The organism is Oribacterium sp. oral taxon 102 (assembly GCF_013394775.1).
Classification (GTDB): domain Bacteria; phylum Bacillota; class Clostridia; order Lachnospirales; family Lachnospiraceae; genus Oribacterium.
In genome coordinates this window covers 1,283,118-1,301,293 of the sequence record NZ_JABXYT010000001.1, presented here as the reverse complement: position 1 = coordinate 1,301,293, position 18,176 = coordinate 1,283,118, and the positions used below count along the sequence as shown (strand labels likewise).

At 57.5% G+C, this 18,176-nt stretch carries 13 protein-coding genes; all 13 read right to left on the bottom strand.

The window, feature by feature from the left end; translation table 11 throughout:
- Positions 1-47 precede the first annotated feature (47 nt).
- Entirely contained in the window at positions 48-1,976 is a 1,929-nt protein-coding gene (locus tag HW273_RS06000; RefSeq protein WP_179010911.1) for an ABC transporter ATP-binding protein, read from the bottom strand.
- Positions 1,936-3,681: an ABC transporter ATP-binding protein gene (locus tag HW273_RS05995; RefSeq protein ID WP_179012460.1), complete on the bottom strand. Its 1,746-nt coding sequence runs from the start codon at positions 3,679-3,681 to the stop codon at positions 1,936-1,938. The genes HW273_RS06000 and HW273_RS05995 overlap by 41 nt, the downstream gene beginning before the upstream one ends.
- A 251-nt stretch (positions 3,682-3,932) precedes the next feature.
- On the bottom strand, positions 3,933-6,905 hold the full coding sequence (locus HW273_RS05990; protein WP_179010910.1) for an EAL domain-containing protein: 2,973 nt from the start codon (positions 6,903-6,905) through the stop codon (positions 3,933-3,935).
- On the bottom strand, positions 6,902-8,359 hold the full coding sequence (locus tag HW273_RS05985; protein ID WP_179010909.1) for an extracellular solute-binding protein: 1,458 nt from the start codon (positions 8,357-8,359) through the stop codon (positions 6,902-6,904). Before HW273_RS05985 ends, HW273_RS05990 begins: the two co-directional genes overlap by 4 nt.
- Before the next feature lie 87 nt (positions 8,360-8,446).
- Complete coding sequence (locus HW273_RS05980) at positions 8,447-9,049, bottom strand: cytidylate kinase-like family protein (RefSeq protein ID WP_179010908.1); 603 nt, start codon at positions 9,047-9,049, stop codon at positions 8,447-8,449.
- A gap of 105 nt (positions 9,050-9,154) precedes the next feature.
- A complete protein-coding gene (locus tag HW273_RS05975) occupies positions 9,155-9,820 on the bottom strand; it encodes a phosphatidic acid phosphatase (protein ID WP_179010907.1) in 666 nt (221 codons plus the stop codon).
- Positions 9,820-10,701 (bottom strand): DegV family protein, encoded by an 882-nt coding sequence (locus HW273_RS05970; protein WP_179010906.1) that lies wholly within the window; start codon positions 10,699-10,701, stop codon positions 9,820-9,822. Before HW273_RS05970 ends, HW273_RS05975 begins: the two co-directional genes overlap by 1 nt.
- Before the next feature lie 12 nt (positions 10,702-10,713).
- Entirely contained in the window at positions 10,714-12,612 is a 1,899-nt protein-coding gene (locus HW273_RS05965; protein WP_243206754.1) for a C40 family peptidase, read from the bottom strand.
- Positions 12,613-12,850: 238 nt separating this feature from the next.
- Positions 12,851-13,522: a PAQR family membrane homeostasis protein TrhA gene (gene trhA, locus HW273_RS05960; protein WP_179010905.1), complete on the bottom strand. Its 672-nt coding sequence runs from the start codon at positions 13,520-13,522 to the stop codon at positions 12,851-12,853.
- Positions 13,523-13,828: 306 nt separating this feature from the next.
- Entirely contained in the window at positions 13,829-14,947 is a 1,119-nt protein-coding gene (locus HW273_RS05955) for a glycoside hydrolase family 88/105 protein (RefSeq protein WP_179010904.1), read from the bottom strand.
- A 3-nt stretch (positions 14,948-14,950) separates the two neighbouring features.
- A complete protein-coding gene (locus HW273_RS05950; protein WP_179010903.1) occupies positions 14,951-16,291 on the bottom strand; it encodes a glycoside hydrolase family 28 protein in 1,341 nt (446 codons plus the stop codon).
- Positions 16,292-16,420: 129 nt separating this feature from the next.
- On the bottom strand, positions 16,421-17,839 hold the full coding sequence (locus HW273_RS05945) for a family 4 glycosyl hydrolase (RefSeq protein ID WP_179010902.1): 1,419 nt from the start codon (positions 17,837-17,839) through the stop codon (positions 16,421-16,423).
- Between the two features lie 18 nt (positions 17,840-17,857).
- The gene (locus tag HW273_RS11795; RefSeq protein WP_279287609.1) at positions 17,858-18,166 is read right to left on the bottom strand and encodes an L-rhamnose mutarotase; all 309 of its coding nucleotides are present in this window, start codon (positions 18,164-18,166) and stop codon (positions 17,858-17,860) included.
- Positions 18,167-18,176 lie beyond the last annotated feature (10 nt).

Genomic DNA, 18,176 nt, shown 5'->3' with positions numbered 1-18,176 from the left:
TCCGTTCTCCTCCCTGCGCCTGCCCAAAAAGCCGACCGCCGCGCCGCTTATTCCAGCTCGAACGCGCCGGTATAGAGCTGGTAGTAGCTGCCCTTCACCGCAATCAGGCTCTCATGGCTGCCGCGCTCGATGATGCGCCCCTGCTCCAGCACCATGATAACATCTGCGTTCTGTACCGTAGACAGGCGGTGCGCGATGACGAAGACCGTCCTGCCTGCCATCAGCGCGTCCATGCCGCGCTGCACGATTGCCTCCGTCCGGGTATCGATGGAGGAGGTCGCCTCATCCATGATCATCACCGGCGGGTCTGCCACCGCCGCGCGTGCGATGGAGAGAAGCTGCCGCTGCCCCTGCGAGAGATTCGATCCGTTGCCCTTGATCTCTGTCTCATAGCCTCGGGGAAGACGGGTAATGAAATCGTCCGCACCTGCGAGCTTCGCCGCGGCGATGCATTCCTCGTCCGAGGCATCCAGCTTGCCGTAGCGGATATTGTCCATCACCGTGCCGCTGAACAGCACCGTATCCTGTAAAATGATCCCGAGCGAGCGCCGGAGCTCCGACTTCCGGATATCCGAAATGTCGATCCCGTCATAGCGTATAGAGCCCTTCTGAATGTCGTAGAAGCGGTTGATCAGATTCGTGATCGTCGTCTTTCCGGCTCCTGTCGCACCCACGAAGGCGACCTTCTGTCCCGGACGGGCGAAGACATTGATATCGGAAAGAATGGTCTTCTTGCCGTCATAGGAGAAATCCACATCCCGAAGCTCGACATCCCCGCGAAGCCGGATATATTCCGTGCTGCCGCCGGCATTCTGCTTCTTCCATGCCCACTGTTCCGTGCGCTCCGTCGTCTCGACGATCCTGCCGTCCCTCTCCTGAGCGCGCACCAGCGTCACGAATCCCTCGTCCTTCTCCGGCTGCTCATCTATCAGTGCGAAGAGTCTGCCCGCGCCGGCAACGCCCATCACCACCGAGTTGATCTGGGAGGAAACCTGCCCGATCTGCCCCGCGAACTGTCTCGTCATGTTCAGAAAGGGTACGACGATGGAAATGCTGAGCGGCAGTCCGGAAAGACTCAGGTTCGGCAGCTTCACTGCGAGGAAGACCCCTCCCAGCACCGCCACCACCACATAGAGGATATTTCCGATATTCCCCAGCACCGGCATCAGCGTATTGGAAAACGAGTTCGCCGTCTCTGCCACATGGAAGAGCTCGTCATTGATACGATCGAAGTCCGCCTTTGCCTGCATCTCGTGGTTAAAGACCTTCACGACCTTCTGCCCGTTCATCATTTCCTCGATGAAGCCCTCCGTTTGCGCGAGCTCCTTCTGCTGACGGATGAAGTAACGGCTGGAATTGCCGCCGATGTACTTGATCACACGGAACATCACGAAGACACCCGCGAGCACGATCGCTGTCATCCAGAAGGAATAATAGAGCATGATGCAGAAGATCGTCAGCACGGAAACCCCCGAAACCAGCGCCTGCGGGATGCTCTGGGAGATCAACTGCCGAAGTGTGTCAATATCATTCGTATAGTAGCTCATGATATCGCCGCGGTTATGGGTGTCAAAGTAGGAAATCGGCAGATCCTGCATCCCGTCGAACATCCGCTCCCGGAACTTCATGAGGGAGCCCTGCGTGATGATCGCCATCATATAATTGTAGGCGAAGCCCGCAAGCAGGGAAATCACATACAGAACCACCAGCAGCAGAACGAGACGGAGGATCTGTCCCGAAACCGCAGCCCAGTTCCCCTCCCTCCACGACAGCTCGATCAGGGCGATGATACGCTGCTGGAACAGGGCGGGCATCGAGGAAACCGCGGCATTCAGCAGAATGCAGATGATCGTGACCGGCAGAAGCACCGGAAAAAAGGAGAAGAGATATGCGATGACTCTCTTCAGGGTCGGCAGGAAGCCTGCCGCATTCCGCTTATTCACTTTCCTCTCCTCCCTTCCTGTTCTGCGATTCATAAACCTCTCGGTAGATCGGACTCTCTATGAGGAGTTCCTCATGCGTGCCGATGGCTGCGATCCGTCCCTTGTCCAGCACGAGAATCCGATCCGCATTCTGAATGGAGGAGATTCTCTGTGCAATGATGAGCTTCGTCGTCTCCGGTATGAACTCCCGGAAGCCTTTCTGGATCAAGGCGTCCGTCTTCGTATCCACGGCGGAGGTGGAATCGTCGAGGATCAGTATCCTCGGCTTCTTCAGGAGCGCTCTCGCGATGCAGAGCCGCTGCTTCTGCCCGCCGGACACGTTGGAGCCGCCCTGCTCGATATGGGTATCGTACTTCTCCGGGAAGCGCCGGATAAACTCATCCGCCTGCGCGAGCCTGCAGGCATGCTGCATCTCCTCGTCCGTCGCCAACGGATCACCCCAGCGCAGATTTTCTTTGATCGTACCGGAGAACAGCACATTCTTCTGCAGAACCACCGCGACCTGATCGCGAAGCACCGTGAGATCATAATCCCGGACATCCCGTCCGCCGACCCGTACGACACCCTCCGTCGCGTCGTAGAGACGGGAAATCAGCTGGATCAGCGAGGACTTGGAGGAGCCGGTGCCGCCCAGAATACCGATCGTCTCTCCGGAGCGGATGTGCAGCTCAATGTCGCTCAGCACATTCCGTTCTGCACTCTTCGCATACTTGAAGCTCACATGTTCGAAGTCGACGGAGCCGTCCCGCACCTCGTAAGCCGCATTCTCCGGGCTCCGGAGCGTGCTCTCCTCCTCCAGCACCTCTGCGATCCTCCGCGCCGACTCTATCGACATCGTCACCATGACGAAAACCATGGAAAGCATCATAAGACTCATCAGGATCTGAAAGCTGTAGGCAAGCAGGGAGGAGAGCTGCCCGACATCCAGCTCTAGTCCGCGGGAGGTGATGATCGTATAGGAGCCGAAGCTCAGCACGAAGATCATCACCACATAGAGACAGAACTGCATCAGCGGGTTCGCCGCCGCGAGGATCTTCTCCGCCTGCATGAAGTCGTCCGCCAGCTCCGCCGCCGCCGCGTTAAACTTCTGTTTCTCATAGTTCTCTCGTACAAAGGACTTCACGACGCGCATCCCGAGGATATTCTCCTGAATGGACTCGTTCAGCCGATCGTACTTCTTGAAAACCGCCCGGAAGAGCGGCATGACGCTCCGCATCCCGAGGATCAGACCGAAAGCGAGGATCGGGATCACAATCACGAAAATCCATGCCATCTTTCCTCCCATGAGAAATGCCATGATGAGGGAAAACAGCAGCATCATCGGCGCGCGGAAAGCGAGCCGGATCAGCATCATATAGGCGAGCTGGACATTCTGCACGTCCGTCGTCATACGCGTCACGAGCGAGGCGGTCTCGAAGCGGTCGATATTCTCGAAGGAAAACTCCTGAATTCGATAGTACATATCCTTTCGAAGGTTTCGGGAAAAGCCGGTCGCCGCCGTAGCGCTGTAATTCCCCGCCGTCTTCCCGAAGAGGAGCGAGCCGGTCGCCAGCACGAGCAGGAGCACGCCGTAGCGCACGATCACCGATAGGCCGCAGCCCGCCTTGATCAGATTGATCAGATTCGCCGTGATAAACGGGATGATGCACTCCAATATCACCTCTCCGGTCACCAGCGTCGGCGTCAGGATAGATGCCGTCTTGAATTCGCGTATCGACTTCGACAGCGTTTTAAGCATATCCACTGGAATTCTCCTTTCTGTTTCCCGAAATCCGCAGCCTGCTGTAAACTCATGTGCCGGATACTCCGGCATCACATACTGTAGGAGGGAAACTCTGATTTATCTGCGGTGCACGCGTCATGGGCGCGCCTCCCAAAGGACGCTCTCTGCTTCTCCGCCTTAAATAACTGAGTCATTTTAGAGGAAATTCAGAAATATGTCAATGAAGGCAGCTTACCCTTTCATTCTTTTTTCAGATCTTCAAACAATCAGGGAACACGCGTTCCCCCCCCCGACAAGCGAAAGAGCTCCTGTATCAGACGCCGCTTCTCCTCCGGCACCGGCTTCGGGTAACGCTCCGGATTCGCCAAGAAGAAGCCCTGCAGATAATCCGCCCCCAGACAGATGACCGTCTCCAGCTCTTCCTTCGTTTCTATCCCCTCCGCAATGATGAATTTCCCACGCTCATGCGCATAGCCCACAATGTTCCGGAAGATCGCCTGCTTGTCCGGATCGCTGTCAATGGAGCGAACGATTTCGAGATCGACCTTGATAAAGTCCGGATTGATGAGCAGAAGCATCTTCTCGCTGTTATAGCCGGTGCCATAGTCGTCCAGCGCCGTCCTCCAGCCGAGACGTTCGAGGCATTCCCGCTTCGCTTCCCAGATCGTACCGTCGATGTTCTCCTCCTCTGTCACCTCAAGAACGATCCGATCCATTCCTGTACGGAGCCGCTGCAGCTGCTCTGCATAGAGGAGTCTGCCGCTCCACTGGTTGGAGATAGAATTGATGAAAATATAGCTCTCCTCCGGAATCACTCCGCCTTCCTTCAGCTCACAGACCCGCTCCAGCGACATTTCCCAGGTCAGCTCCTCGATCTGATTCAGCTTCCCTTCCCGCTTCGCGGTCTCCATCACCTCCCCCACGGAACGGAAGCCCGGATTCATCGGACGCATCAGCGCCTCATAGCCGAAGACCTCTCCGCTCTCCGCACTTAAAATCGGCTGCATAGCATAGAAAACCTCCCGCTCGGAGAGAAGCCTGGTCAGCGATGCCGCCTTAAAGCTGTAATCATTCATGCACAGATAGCTCTCCCTGTCAAAGAAATGCAGGTCTCCCTTGTGCAGTCTCTTCACGCTATACATCGCAAAGTCCGCAAAACGGCTTAATTCGTCGATGCTCCGACTGTCCTCCGGATAGCAGGCGATGCCGCCGGACGCCTGCACCGGCTGCTCTCTGCCGTCCGGAAGCAGGATGAACGCACTCCGAAGCTGCACCCGAAGCTGCTCCACGCGCTGCTCCAGCTCTTCCCTGCTCCCGAGCCCGTAGAAAAAGAGATTGAACTCGTCCCCTGAGATCCGCGAACAGAAGCCGCGCGCCGCCGTACAGCTCTCCAGCGTCCGCGCCGCCTTCTGGATGTAGCGATCCCCGTAGTCGTGCCCATAATGATCATTGACGTATTTCAGATTGTCGAGATCCAGCATCAGGAATACAGCCAGCCCCAACTTACTCGGATTCTGCCGGAAGAGTCGATCCAGCTGCCGCCGGAAGGCGCGCCGGTTCAGAAGCCCTGTCAGCGCGTCGTGATCCCTCTCATAGGAAAGCACTCTCTTTTCCAGTATTCTCGAGGTCACGTCCTCTGCAAGCCCATACTGTATTCCGCCCGCCGTCAGCAGCCTGAGATGCACATAGCGCTGCTGCTCCCCTACCTTCACCTGGTAGAGCGTGCCATCCCAGTCTGTCTCCGTCAGCACCCTATGCCCTTCCATTTCCCGGAGCCATTCCCGAAACGCTGCTGCACTTACACCGCGGGTCTCTCGCTCCGGCATACCGAAGATCGAAAAGAAGGAATCCGTCAGGAATACGCTGCTCTTCTCTCCCTCTGCCATGAAGCCGGCGATACCGTTGCTCGCCATACGGAGGATCCGCGAAAACTTCTGCTCATACTCCATCGCGTCCCTGCTGAGCTTCGCCACCGTATCGGAGAGCATATCGATCTCCCGTATCCCGGTTTCCTGCAGCATGCCTGCCCCCTCCGCCCCCTTCTCCCGCAGCTCCTGTATCAGCTTCGAGATCGGAAGCTGAATCTCATAGGAAAGCAGTATGCTGCCGGCTGTTCCGGTCAGGAGCGTCAGCCCAGTAGCGAAAAAAAGCATCCAAAGAAAGCGGTTCACGAAGGCATAGAGATTCCGCTTCGGAACCACTGCCGCGAGCACCCAGCGCTCCTCGTAAAAGGGAGTATAGTTATTGTAGAGGCTGAGTGCCTCCTCATGGATGTAAAAATTCTTCCGATCCGGTATCAGACAGCCCTCCTCTGTTCCGGATATCCACGTCCCGCTGTTCTGCCCTGCGACAGTGCGGTACGCTCCCTCCCGTTCCGAATCCGGCTGTCCCAGAAAATAGCTCCCGTTTCCGTCCAGCTCTGTGCTCGAAAGGAGCTTCTGCAGATAACTGATCGTGATATCTATGCCGCAGACCCCGTAGACCGTTCCGTCCGGCAGGATCAGCGGCACGGAATAATAGATGGCATCCTGCGCATCATGATAGAGCTTCGTCGGCCCCGACCAGAGCCCGCAGTCCTGCCAGCTGTAGCCCTTCTTATTCCGATATGCCGTGTCAAAGGGGCGATAAAAAAAGGGATAGCTCTGATAATCGATCCCCTCCCGCCGGAAGTCGAAGTCAATATCCCAGAGGGAATCCAGCGTAATTCGGAGATGCTGTGCGACAGAGACCGGCCCCCGCAGCATCAGGAGGTTGGAATAGCTCTCCCTGCCTCTTCCCGGCGCGTTGCTCCGGATATAAACACCCTGCTTGGCATGAAGCGCTGTCCCGCTCTCCGCCGCCGTGAGATCCTCTGTATTCAGGATGATGTAGGTTCCCGTCACCTGATTCCGGCTCTGCATTGTAATGATGCGGGGCGCCAGATATTCCAGCAGCTCCGCTGCGAGACCATCGTCACTGTCCAAGGAGGAGGCGGTGAGACCTCTCCTCTGCAAAAAGCGAAGCGTCTGTGCATTTATGTCCGTTACACAGCTCTCCAGATCCATCCAGTGATTCAGCATTTCATTCTCGATGAACTCCTTCCGGCTGACGGTCTGTTCATCGACGACGGCGCGCTCATTCTGCCGAAGCTCCCGTATGACGCCCTGACCGAGGATCATTCCGAGGAAGAGCAGCAGCTCCAGCCCCATCCAGAGCATGACAGGAATCGCTATTTTATGAAATATCGGTCTTTTCTTCATTCCCACCCTTCATTCGCCGCCTGTACCGCTTCCGTAAGCTCTGCCATGATCCCTGCGTACCATATACCGAAATACCGCTCCGACTCGAAATCTGCTGCGGCTTCCCTCAAATTCTGCCCCCTCTGCTGCCGCTGCAGCACAACCCTCCGGTCTCTGTCCGCAACCGTCTGCATATTATCCTGAAGGATCCCCCGAATCCGGTGGACCCGCCCCTTCACGCTGTACAGCGCGCAGTGCCGCACAGTATCGATGGAACTCCGGACGCTGTCGGAAACCTTATCTCCGTTTTTTATCGCGCTGCGGATCTCCTCCATATCGTTCGCCGCCCGCTTCACCGGCAGATAGCCGGAGCCGACGGAGAAGCGGATATTATTCTCCTCCTTGGTAAACCATCTGAGAAACTCCACGCACGCCTCTATCCTCCGTTCGCTGCCCTTCAGCACTGCCATCCCCGCGCCCTGCTGCACCGCGTATGCCTCTCCGTCCCGAAAGCGAGGTGCCTCCATCGCCAGCATCTCGATCGGATACTTCTCGCTGCTGCTCCGTATCACCTCCGTCGGGAAGAAGGACGCGCTGGAGGAGGATCCCACATAGCAGAGGGCATCTCCGCTCTTGACATCATCGCTTCGGAAGCGTCCGTTCGCGCAGAAATAGCCTCGGATATACGGAATATAGTAGTTGTCCCAGAGCTCCCGCGCGACCCTGCGCGGGAAATTCAGCTGCAGCTTCCCGTCCGTGCCCACATTCACGAGATCCACGCCAAGCTGCTTCGCCCCGACGAGCATATAGTTTGCAAGCGCATCCCTGCCGAAGAATGCCCTGCCATCCCCCGCTGTCTCCGTCAGGCTGTCCGTCCACTCGTAATAGATCCGCGCGGTTCTCGTAAGTCCCTCCAGTGTGGAAAGCTCGGACAGCTCCACATCACAGGCTTCGGAGAAGCGCTCCCAGTCCGTCCGATTCAGCATCAGGAGCTCCGTCGCCTTCGCCACCGGAAAAACCTTCAGCGAGCCGTCATTATACAGATCCCCCTCGTCAAGGTAGCCCGGAACATACTCCTCCCTCTCCTGCTCCGTGAAGTAGGGCGCGAGATCCTCGATCAGTCCCAGATCATCCAGCGCATAGACATTGTCCGTATAGCAGGAGAAGATATCCGGCAGCGCCGGCGCGCCGGCGCGCTTCTCCACCGACGCGCGGAGCTTCTCTGTCAGTGTCTCGATATCCCCCTCGCTCGACGCCTCCACCACGATGCCGTGCCCGCTGCCATAGCCGTCATTGAACTCCTGTACCAGCTCGTTGAACCTCTCCAGCTGTGCACCGCTGTAATAGGTCCAGAGACTGAGATTCACCGGTTCCTTCTCTTCTCTCACCTGCTTCACATTGTAGTAGCAGCACATGGCAAGCTGCAGGGTCGTGAGAAAAACCAGCGCCGTCCCCAATGCCTTCTTTCTCTTCATCCTCTCCCCCCTTCTGCGTGCTTCCACGCCGCATTCTAAGAAAGGAGAGACAGGCTTCCCCTATCTCCCCCAGGTCTCCGATACGTTTTATTTCTCGATGTCCCTGCCGCAGAGCTCCAGCAGGATATCCACACAGCAGTCGATACCCAGTGTTCCGGAATCCAGCGTGATATCGTAGTTCTGCGATTTTCCCCAGGTTTGCTCCGTGTAATACTTGTAATTGAAGGAGCGCTTCTTGTCAATATCCCGCAGCATCCGATCGCTGTGCTCCGCCTCCTTGTAGACCTCCGTGATCCGCCGTTTCCGCTTCTCGACGCTCGCATGAATGAAGACATTCAGCACATCCTTCCGCTCCCGGAGGATGTAGTCCGCGCATCTGCCGACGATGACGCAGGGTCCCTTCCTCGAAAGATCGAGGATCACCTCCCGCTGCTTGCTCCAGAGATAGTCCTCCGGACTCATCCCAAAGCTCGAGCTCCGCGCGGAGAAGGAATACTCGAACCAGTTCCGTGCCGAAGCGTACTCCCCCTGCTTCTTGACATACTCCTCCGCGAATCCGGTCTTGTATGCCGTCTCTGTGATGATTTCCCTGTCATAGAACGGGACACCCAGCCTATTCGCCAGCTTCTCCCCGACTTCACGCCCGCCGCTTCCGAATTCTCTTGAGATCGTAATAATTCCCGGCTTCATAAGCTACCTCCTCCGCTGTATGAGAACTTTTCTTACTTTTATTTTAGTATTTTCCGCCTCCGATTTCAACCGATTTGTGAAAAAAAATTCCAAAAAACGCAGAAATCAGTGTATTTTTTTCTCAAGGAAGCCCTCCCAGAGCAGATCGAGCAGCAGACTGAGCAGAACTCCCCAAACGACGTCTACGATCGAATGCTGCTTGATGAACAGAGTCGAGAGCACAATGAGGATGCCGCTCAGATAAACCGCCTCCCGCTGTCTCGCCGGAACATGCCGGAGATCCCGCACCGAGAAGCAGATTGCCGCCGTACTGGAAACGTGCATGCTCGGGCAGACGTGCTGCGGGGTGTCGATGCGCCGAAGCAGGAGAATCGCCCGGGAACAGAGATCTCTTCCCGGAAGCGGCTCCCGGATATCAATCCCATTCGGATACAGGACATAGCAGAGCAGACAGACGGTGTAGCCTGTGAAAATCAGGAAGCAGAGCTTCAGAAAATCTTTCTTTTTCTCAAAGAAATAAAAATAGAAGATACTCGCCGGAAAAAAGAACCACCAGAAGGCATAGGGCAGAAAAAAAGCCGGAATCGTCGGAATCAGACGATCCAGCGGACAGCGGATCAGATGAAACTCCGCCTGCGGAAAACGCTCCAGCAGACCGAAGCACAGGAGATACGCCGGAATGTAGAGGAGCACCGCCCCATAACGACGCGCACGGAGCAAGCTCCTCCAATCCTGGCTGCGCCGCTCCCGAAAAAGACCTCGTCCCCGCATCACGCTCTCCTCTTCCCCTCGAAAAACATTGCAACCGTTCCGGGACCGGTGTGACAGCCGATCGTCGTCCCGATCGGATAGATCTCGACACACTTCACCCGCGGGAAGCGTGCGAAGATCCGTTCCCGCAGCGCCTCCGCATCCTGAATGCAGTCCGAGTGGCTGATACAGCATCTGCCGCTGAAGTCCGCGCCCTCCGAACTGAGGCTCTCTATCTTCTGCAGCATCCTTTCCATCGTCCTCTTCTTGCCCCGAAGCTTCTCCACCGGCTTCAGGCTCCCATCCGCGGCGACCCGCAGAAGCGGACAGATATTCAGGACCCTGCCTACGAAGCCGGCAGTCTTCGATACCCGCCCCCCGCGGATAAAGAAGGTGAGATCCGATGTGAAGAACCAGCTCTGAATGCAATGCTTCCGCTCCTCGAGCTCGTCCCGGAGGCTGTCAAGCTCCCTCCCGCTGTCCCGGAGATCCGCGGCGATATCCACGAGCAGGCCATAGCCGGAGGAGGCACAGAGAGAATCGACGACATATATTCTCCGCTCCGGAAACTCCTCTCCCAGCGTCTCCGCAGCGATGCGGGCGGAATTGATCGTCCCGGAAATCCCACTGGAAAGGGTAATGTGCAGGACATCCCGCCCCTGCTCGAGCTCCTCCCGGAAGAGCCGCTCGTACTCCTCTGCATTAACCTGTGAGGTTCTGGTCTCCGCGCCGTCCAGCATTCGCCGGTAGAGCTCATGCGGCTGCATCGAACGAAAGAAATCGTCCAGATATTCGGTCTCGTCCAGATAATAGTGGAAGTAGGCGAGCTTGATTCCCCTCCGCTCCGCCCATGCGTGATTCAGATCCACCGTGGATTCACAGCTGATGGTAAAATTTGGCATATTCTCCTCCCTTTAGTCGATGACATTCCGAATGGCTACCGGCGTTCTATAATTCCAGCGCGCGATTTTGATGCCGGAACGACGGGAGGCGGCGTTAACGACCTGCCCGTTCCCGATATAGATCCCGACATGATTGATCCTGCCGGAGCGGTTGGCATAGAATACCAGATCCCCCGGCTTCATCGTCTCACTCGTGACCTTCCTGCCGGAACCCGCCTGCGCCCGGGAAGTCCGCGGTACGCTGATATTGAAATGACGGAGCACCGACAGCACGAAGCCGGAGCAGTCCGCACCCTTCGTGAGAGAAGTGCCGCCCCATACATAGGGGTTCCCGACGAACTGACAGGCAAAATTTACGATTTCATTCCGGCGTGCCATCGCTGCGTTCGCTGCCTCCACTGCCGGATAGTACTCGATCGCCTCCTGCAGCGCGTACATGACCGTGACATTCCGGTCTCTGGTCGAAACATACGCCCCCTGCTCACTGTCCTCATCGTCGCCCGTATCGAGATCGAGCTGCACCCAGCCGTCGAGCTGGTTTATGACATTGTAGCGCTGATCTCTGACGATCCTGGTCCATGCCGCAGAGTCCGTTGTCGGCTCCGCCCGCACGTTCAGCGCATCGGTGTTCACGATTGCCATCACGCTCGCATGATTCACGGCGAGCTGCTCCGCCTCCTTCCCTGTAGCGATGAAGTCCGCCTTCACATAGCCCGTGACCTTGCCGGAGCTGATCCGATACCAGCCGTCCTCCTCTCCGAGTATATTCGCCGCCGCGTAGCCCGGAAACTTGCCGATGATATTGCCGATGCCGCTCGTGTCCTTCGTCTTCCTGATGTTGACATAGTCCGCTGCCTTGGATACGCCGAGCCTGTCATAGCTGTTCAGCACCTTCCGCCGAAGATCCAGAGATCGCGCCTCGTCCAGTCCGTAGGAAAGCCGTGTATTCTCCGGGAGCGCGGACATATAGGCATCCTCCGCGGAATCGAGATTGTCCGTCCTGACCCTCACCCAGTCCGTACCGACCTGCTCGAGCACCTCATAGCGCTCTCCCTTCGCGGCGGAGCCGATGGTATTGCCGTCTGTAAGCTCCGGAGCGCTCCGAAGCCGGAGCTTATCCGCGAGTACAGTCGCACGCAGCCGGATGAGCCCGGGAACCGCCGCGGCCGCCTCCTCTCCCCGGAGGAGATAGCTGCCGGCGACATAGCCCTCCATCCCGCCGGAGCGCACATACATCCAGCCCGCAGCGCCCTCGACATTCTCTTCGAGGATCTCTACCGCCGCGCCGTTCCTGAGCATCCCTCTGATATTGCTGAGATCCCTCTGATCCGGGGCGGAGCGGAGGTTGATATAGGAGCTGCACTGTACGATCCCGAGATTCGTATAGGAGGCGATTGCCTCCTGTACGCGAAGCTCCTCCTCAGAGGGGCCGCTCTCCATACTCTCTTCGCTTTCCGTCTCATTCACGACGCTTGCAGAGGCGGTCTGCCGTCCGTCCTGCGTGAGACGGCGCAGCTTCCCGGCGCGAAGCGAAAGTCCCGCGAACAGCAGCAGGCAGAGCAGCACCGCTGCGGCGAGCCCGAGCCGGAGATTCCGCTGCATGGGTCTCCGGCTCCTTCTCTCCCGCTTCCTTTGAAGCTCCGCCGCGAGCCTCTCCTGCAGCGCCGCCTCCCCGTCCGACAGCATTTCCCCCTTCACAGGCGACTCCACCTCCAAAGGCGGCGAAGAGGCGAAATCCGGTTCTTCCTCCGGTTCTATGTCGTTTTCTGCAGCTTCCTCTCTCTCCAAGCCGATGGATGCCGCAGGATCCGGCGCTCCGCCTGTTTTCATATCATTTTTTGCAGACCTGCCCGCCTCCGGCCGCCGTTTCTCCTCCAGCTCGTTATAGTCCTCGATTTCCAGCCTTGCCATCTGTCGTCCCGCCGTCCTCCTTCTATCCAGACGCTTTTCCCGAAGCAGTCAATGCACGCTACTCCTCCGGCAGATTCCCCGTCATTTTACCCCGAACGGCTCTATTTGGCAAGCTGCACTTGCCGGTCTTTTACTGTACGAGTCCCCCCTGTCCTGCGACAGGACGATCTCCATACTTATAAGGGCGGACAGTCTGCTATCTGAACAGAGCAGCAAGTATAAAGAACTGCGCAGGCGCTCAGCGGGAAAACGGAAGCAGAGAGTACATCAAGATAAAATGGCAGGCGCTCCCGCCCATCACGAAGAGGTGAAAGATCTCATGGGAACCAAAGTAGCGATGCCTGCTGTTGAAAATCGGACATTTCAGCGCATAGATCACTCCGCCCGCGGTATAGATGATCCCGCCCGCAAGCAGCCAGCCGAACTCATCCGGACGAAGCGCATGCCGAAGCGGAGAGAAAGCGAGTACGCATGCCCAGCCCATCCCGATATAGAGCAGAGAGGAAACCCAGCGCGGACAGTAAACCCAGAACGCTTTGATGAGAATGCCGAGCAGGGCGAGCCCCCAGATGACACCGAGCAGCAGAAACCCAAGTTTACCCCGGAGTACGAGCAGGCAGATCGGCGTATAGCTCCCGGCGATCAGCACGGCGATCATCATGTGATCAAACTTCTTGAGCGCCGTATTGACACGCTTCGAACGGTTCAGAGAATGATAGAGCGTGCTTGCGAGGTAGAGAAGGATCATGCTTCCCGCGTAAATCGCGAGGGAAATCAGGTAGATACGTCCCGGCGCCCGCGCCGCCAGATACAGAAGCGGAACCGCCGCGGCGACTGCCAGAAGCAAGCCGATAAAATGGGTGATCGCGCTTCCCGGATCCTTTATATGCGTTTCGATGGTCTTCCACATATTTTGCTCCTTTCCTTATACGGTTTTATTAAATACATAATATAGTTTTGAAAACTATATTATGTATTTAATATTATATCATTCTTCCCAAAAAAACAAGCGAAACCCGAAACCCTTATGATAAATCACATCGCAGAGGATGCCGGAATGTCCGCTCACGCAAGCATGACGTCCATTCTGCCGCTTGACAGGGACTTATACAGAAAAATCCCACCGGTTTCCCGGTGGGATATAAGGCAAAGCAGCAGAGCGGCATGCCGAACTTATAGCGTTGGTGACGCCGAAGCCTTCCGCATGCAGGTTTATTCACCGAATCTCCAGCGCCTCCTCCAACGCCAGAATCGCAAGCGACTGCCCGTACGCCATGGGCGCGATCAGGATGTTCTTATAATGCGCACTGTCGTTCCCCATGCCGGTGCCGGCAGATACCTTCCGCACCGTGCCGTCCGCATCGATATTCCGGAGGATGCCCTCGACGGCGCGCTCCGCGCTCTCGAGATAGGAATCGTCAAGGAATCCCATCCGGATGCCCTTCAGCATTCCTGCCGCGACCGCCGCAGAGCCGGAGCATTCCTCATAGCTGCTCTCGTCCGTCAGTACGGTATGCCATAGTCCGCTCTCTGCCTGCAGCTCCCGCAGCGCGCCGACCTGCGCCCGGTAAGTGTCGAGCAGAATCGCCTTCACTCCCGGATTCAAGCTGCCCCGGAACATCTCGAGATAGTCCGGAAGCCCCAGTGTAAACCAGCTGTTCCCGCGGCACCAGAAGATGCCGCCGAAATTGTGGTATCCGCGGAAGCTCCAGCCGTGGTAGAAAAGGCGGCATCTCGTATCATAGAGATACTTGATATGCAGAAGCATCTGATGGATGCCCTCGTCAATCCATTCGCTTTTCCGGTACTTCTGCCCCATCCGATTCAGGAAGAGCACCGTCATGAAGAGGGTATCAATCCACAGCTCATTTTCATTCAGGCGCACCCCCTGCCGGTCTCCATTCGCACTCGTGACATGCTGGAAGCCCCCCTCCTTTGTCCGCGGCAGGCAGTTCATCAGCCAATCCGCCCAATCGAGACAGAGCGCCTCGAACGAAGGGTCGTGATAGTAGTCATTCAGGGAAACCAGCGTCAGGAGCGGCATCGTGGTATTGATGTTCCGGGAGGGCAGACCCTCTCTGATGTTGTCCGTAAACCACGCATGCAGAAACGTCCGGTACTCCTCATTCTGCTCCCGCTCCATAAGCTTCAGGATGCCGTAGAGCCCGACCCCCTGCGGCCAGTCCCATTCCCGTATCCCGAAGTCACGCCGGAAGAAGCCGGCCGCCTCTCCGCCCTGCGCTGCGATCTCCTCCTGCTCCGCATCCCCCAATCCCCGCAGCTTCTCTATACAGAGCGCGAGCTTTTCCCGCAGTATCCTCTCCTCCGTCCTCATTCTCTATCCCATCCTCTCCTCCGCCTCTCCGGAAATCTCACCGCAGTGCGCACCCCGATATACTGCGCCGCCATAGACCTCTCGCATGCTCTCACCGCAATACACACGTACGTCCTGCATCCGGATGTCCTCCGCATAATTGAGATATACGCCGTAGAGCTTCGATGGGAGAATACCGTCTGTCTCGCAGGGACGCAGGTCATAGCTGTCCGTCTGCCACTTCGAGCGCTTCTCGAGGCAGAGCCGGACATTCCGGAGCGAGATGTCCCGCAGCAGATGTCCCTCGCTGCCATGGATAAAAATGCCGTTTTCGCCTGTACAGCTCACATTCTCGATATGAACGCCGCGGATCTGTCCGGCGCATACCCCGCCCTTCCGATCCAGCGCGGTGATGCAGACCGCCTCCGCCCTTCCCCACCATTCCTCCGAGAAGCGGCGGGTCTCGATGCTTATGTTGGAAATGAAGACATTTTCCACATTGCCTCCATCGCGGAGCTGAATGCAGATCCCGCGGTTGCTCCGGCTGATCACACAGTTCTGAATGAGAACATTCCGAAAATCATCCGTGCTCTCCGAGCCGAGCTTGATCGCGGAGCTGGTAGAGACCAGCGTACAGTTCGCGATCAGGATGTTCCGACAGGGGCCGTACCCCGAGAATGCGCCGGTATTCTTCAGGACAATGCAGTCATCCGCGCACTCGATATGGCAGTTTACGATGCGGACATTCTCACAGTGATCCGGATCGATCCCGTCGCAGTTCGCCATATTCAGGCTGTTCAATATCCGGATGCCGTCAATCAGCACGTCCCGGCAGCCGACGAGGTGGACGGTCCAGAACGCGCTCTCGGTGATCGTGATGTCCCGGATGGTGAGCTGCGAAACCGCCTCCGTCAGAATCACCGGAATCCTCGGATAGAAGGCGCCGTCGATGTGATAGGGCTTTTCCTCTCCATGATAGATCCGCTCTGCACCGCTGATCGTCCCGAAGCCGGTAATACGGATATTTTCCCCGCCCTTCGCATAAAGGAAGTACTGCTTCGGTCTGCCGTCATACTCGCTGTTTACATAGGATGGCACGCCGCTGTGCAGCTGCAGCTCCCCATCCTCTGAGAAGCTCCGGTAGTCGGCAAGCTCCGTGCTCCCGCGTAGCTCCGCCCCGCTCTCCAGATGCAGCTCTATATTTTCCCGAAGCAGCAGAGAGCCGCTCAGGTAGACCCCGCCGCCCGGGAGAAGCACCCGTCCCCCGCCCGCTGCATGGCAGCGGTCGATCGCACGCTGTATCGCCTCCGTATCCTTGTGCACGCCGTCTCCGGCCGCGCCGAAGTCCCTTACATTATATGCCATATCCTGCCCTCTTCGTTCCCCTTTAAAGCATCGCGTCTGTCAATATGCGGCTTTGCCCGTGACGCCGGGTCTGAACCGCAGCGCCGCGAAACCACGCCTTTCGATGCGGCTCTGCCTGCTTCAGGCGTATCAGATCCGAGCAATTGCCGCAAACCACTCCGGTGCGAGATACTTCGAGGTATTCCGCACCATATCGCGGAGCAGGGTGCGAAGCTCCTCTTCCGTACAGTTCCTCCCCCGAAGCAGCGGATCCGTGCGAAATGCCGCAAGGAGCAATCCTGCGTCCGGGTGCAGCGCCGCATTCAGCACTCTCTCATGGTTCTCGATATGCGGCAGGAGCAGCGCGCGGATCGCCTCCGGTACTTCCCCGGCATAGATCGGACGGATATGATCCCGCTCAAATACGGCGTTTGTCTCCACCAGCGCTCTTTCCGGAAGGTTCGGGATCTGTCGTGCGGTATTCGGGATGTTTACATTGCTGACGACTCTCCCTAGCCCGCAGAGCGCCTTGATCAGGAGGATGCCCTCCTCGCCGGTCGGCTCGAGATCGAGCGCCTCCTCCCCGCTGACGAGCCTTCTGCTCCGCGCGAGCCGCTTCCCGAGATCTTCCTTCCGCCATGCGACCGTGGTGAGCCCGAAGCCCCAGCGCTGCACGGTCTCCGGATCCCGCAGATACTCGTCTCCCGGCATGAACTCGGCGAGGTGGCGGTCTCCTGCCGCTGCGATCGCACCGAAGCGCCGGAAAAGATCCATCTTGACCCTGTTTTTGCAGCGGAAGGAGGCGTTCAGCCAGTTCTCTCCCTCCACCGTATAGCCCTCGTCGAAATGCCGCTCGATATAGTCCCTGTACAGGGGGAAGAGGTCTACATTCCGATAGGAAGCGGAGGAAAACCATGTGAAATGATTGATCCCCAGCACATTGACATGAATGTCGTGCCAATCGACCCCTTTCTCCCCGCTCTCCTCCTCATAGATTCCCTTCAATACCTTCTGCGTCCCGAAAACCTCATGGCAGCAGCCAAACGCCTTAATCTCCGGGAAGACCTGATACAGTGTCTTCACACAGAGCGACATCGGATTGGTATAGTTGATGACCCATGCTTCCGGCGAATAGCTTCTGACCGCCTCCGCAATCTCCACAAACATCGGAACGGTGCGGAGCGCGCGGATCATCCCGCCGGGGCCCGCGGTATCTCCCACCGACTGCCAGACCCCCAGCCGCTCCGGCAGATGCACATCAGACTCCATCTCCTCGAAGCTTCCCGGCAGAATCGAAATCACGACGAAGTCGCAGCCTGTCAGTGCTTCCCGAAGAGAACCCTTCGTCTCAAATTTCCACCCTCCCTTCGCGTCCGGCCGCGACATCAGCCGATTTCCGATCGTCTCATTCGCCCGCGCCGCATTTTCGTCGATATCATAGAGCCGGATCGTACCGGAGAGCTGCGGATCCAGCGCAAGATCTGTCATGAAGGTCCACGCCCAGCCCCTCGATCCGCCTCCGATATACGCGATCTGCAGCTCCTTCATTTTCCCGTTTTCAAAAAACATATTGTCAGCCCCCTTCTTCTAATCCAGCCGGAATACCTGCGTGAGCTTCGGCTGCGCGCCGGTCTCCGGATCCATCCGAAGCTCCAGGATATCCTGCATATATGCATTCCACCGCTTCACGACCGGGCTCTCCGCCTGCACTTTCTCTGCGTACGCCACGCCCCTTTCACACTCGTAATAGCCGAAGAGCTCCTCCCCCGAGGCGAAGATGCTGTAGTTCCGGATGCCCGCTGCCCATAGCACCTCCGCCATCTCCGGCCAGAGCTCCGCATGCCGTCTCCGGTACTCTGCCATACAGCCTGCCTTGACTCTTCCCCTCCATGCCAGCCGTTCCGCG

What these genes read in the sequence shown, in the direction of transcription:
- HW273_RS05990 (WP_179010910.1), bottom strand. Translation starts at nt 6,905, where the DNA reads ATGAAGAAAAGACCGATATTTCATAAAATAGCGATTCCTGTCATGCTC.
- HW273_RS05955 (WP_179010904.1), bottom strand. Translation starts at nt 14,947, where the DNA reads ATGAGGACGGAGGAGAGGATACTGCGGGAAAAGCTCGCGCTCTGTATA.
- HW273_RS05945 (WP_179010902.1), bottom strand. Translation starts at nt 17,839, where the DNA reads ATGTTTTTTGAAAACGGGAAAATGAAGGAGCTGCAGATCGCGTATATC.
- HW273_RS05950 (WP_179010903.1), bottom strand. Translation starts at nt 16,291, where the DNA reads ATGGCATATAATGTAAGGGACTTCGGCGCGGCCGGAGACGGCGTGCAC.
- HW273_RS05980 (WP_179010908.1), bottom strand. Translation starts at nt 9,049, where the DNA reads ATGAAGCCGGGAATTATTACGATCTCAAGAGAATTCGGAAGCGGCGGG.
- HW273_RS05995 (WP_179012460.1), bottom strand. Translation starts at nt 3,681, where the DNA reads ATGCTTAAAACGCTGTCGAAGTCGATACGCGAATTCAAGACGGCATCT.
- trhA (WP_179010905.1), bottom strand. Translation starts at nt 13,522, where the DNA reads ATGTGGAAGACCATCGAAACGCATATAAAGGATCCGGGAAGCGCGATC.
- HW273_RS05970 (WP_179010906.1), bottom strand. Translation starts at nt 10,701, where the DNA reads ATGCCAAATTTTACCATCAGCTGTGAATCCACGGTGGATCTGAATCAC.
- HW273_RS05975 (WP_179010907.1), bottom strand. Translation starts at nt 9,820, where the DNA reads ATGCGGGGACGAGGTCTTTTTCGGGAGCGGCGCAGCCAGGATTGGAGG.
- HW273_RS06000 (WP_179010911.1), bottom strand. Translation starts at nt 1,976, where the DNA reads ATGAATCGCAGAACAGGAAGGGAGGAGAGGAAAGTGAATAAGCGGAAT.
- HW273_RS05985 (WP_179010909.1), bottom strand. Translation starts at nt 8,359, where the DNA reads ATGAAGAGAAAGAAGGCATTGGGGACGGCGCTGGTTTTTCTCACGACC.
- HW273_RS05965 (WP_243206754.1), bottom strand. Translation starts at nt 12,612, where the DNA reads ATGGCAAGGCTGGAAATCGAGGACTATAACGAGCTGGAGGAGAAACGG.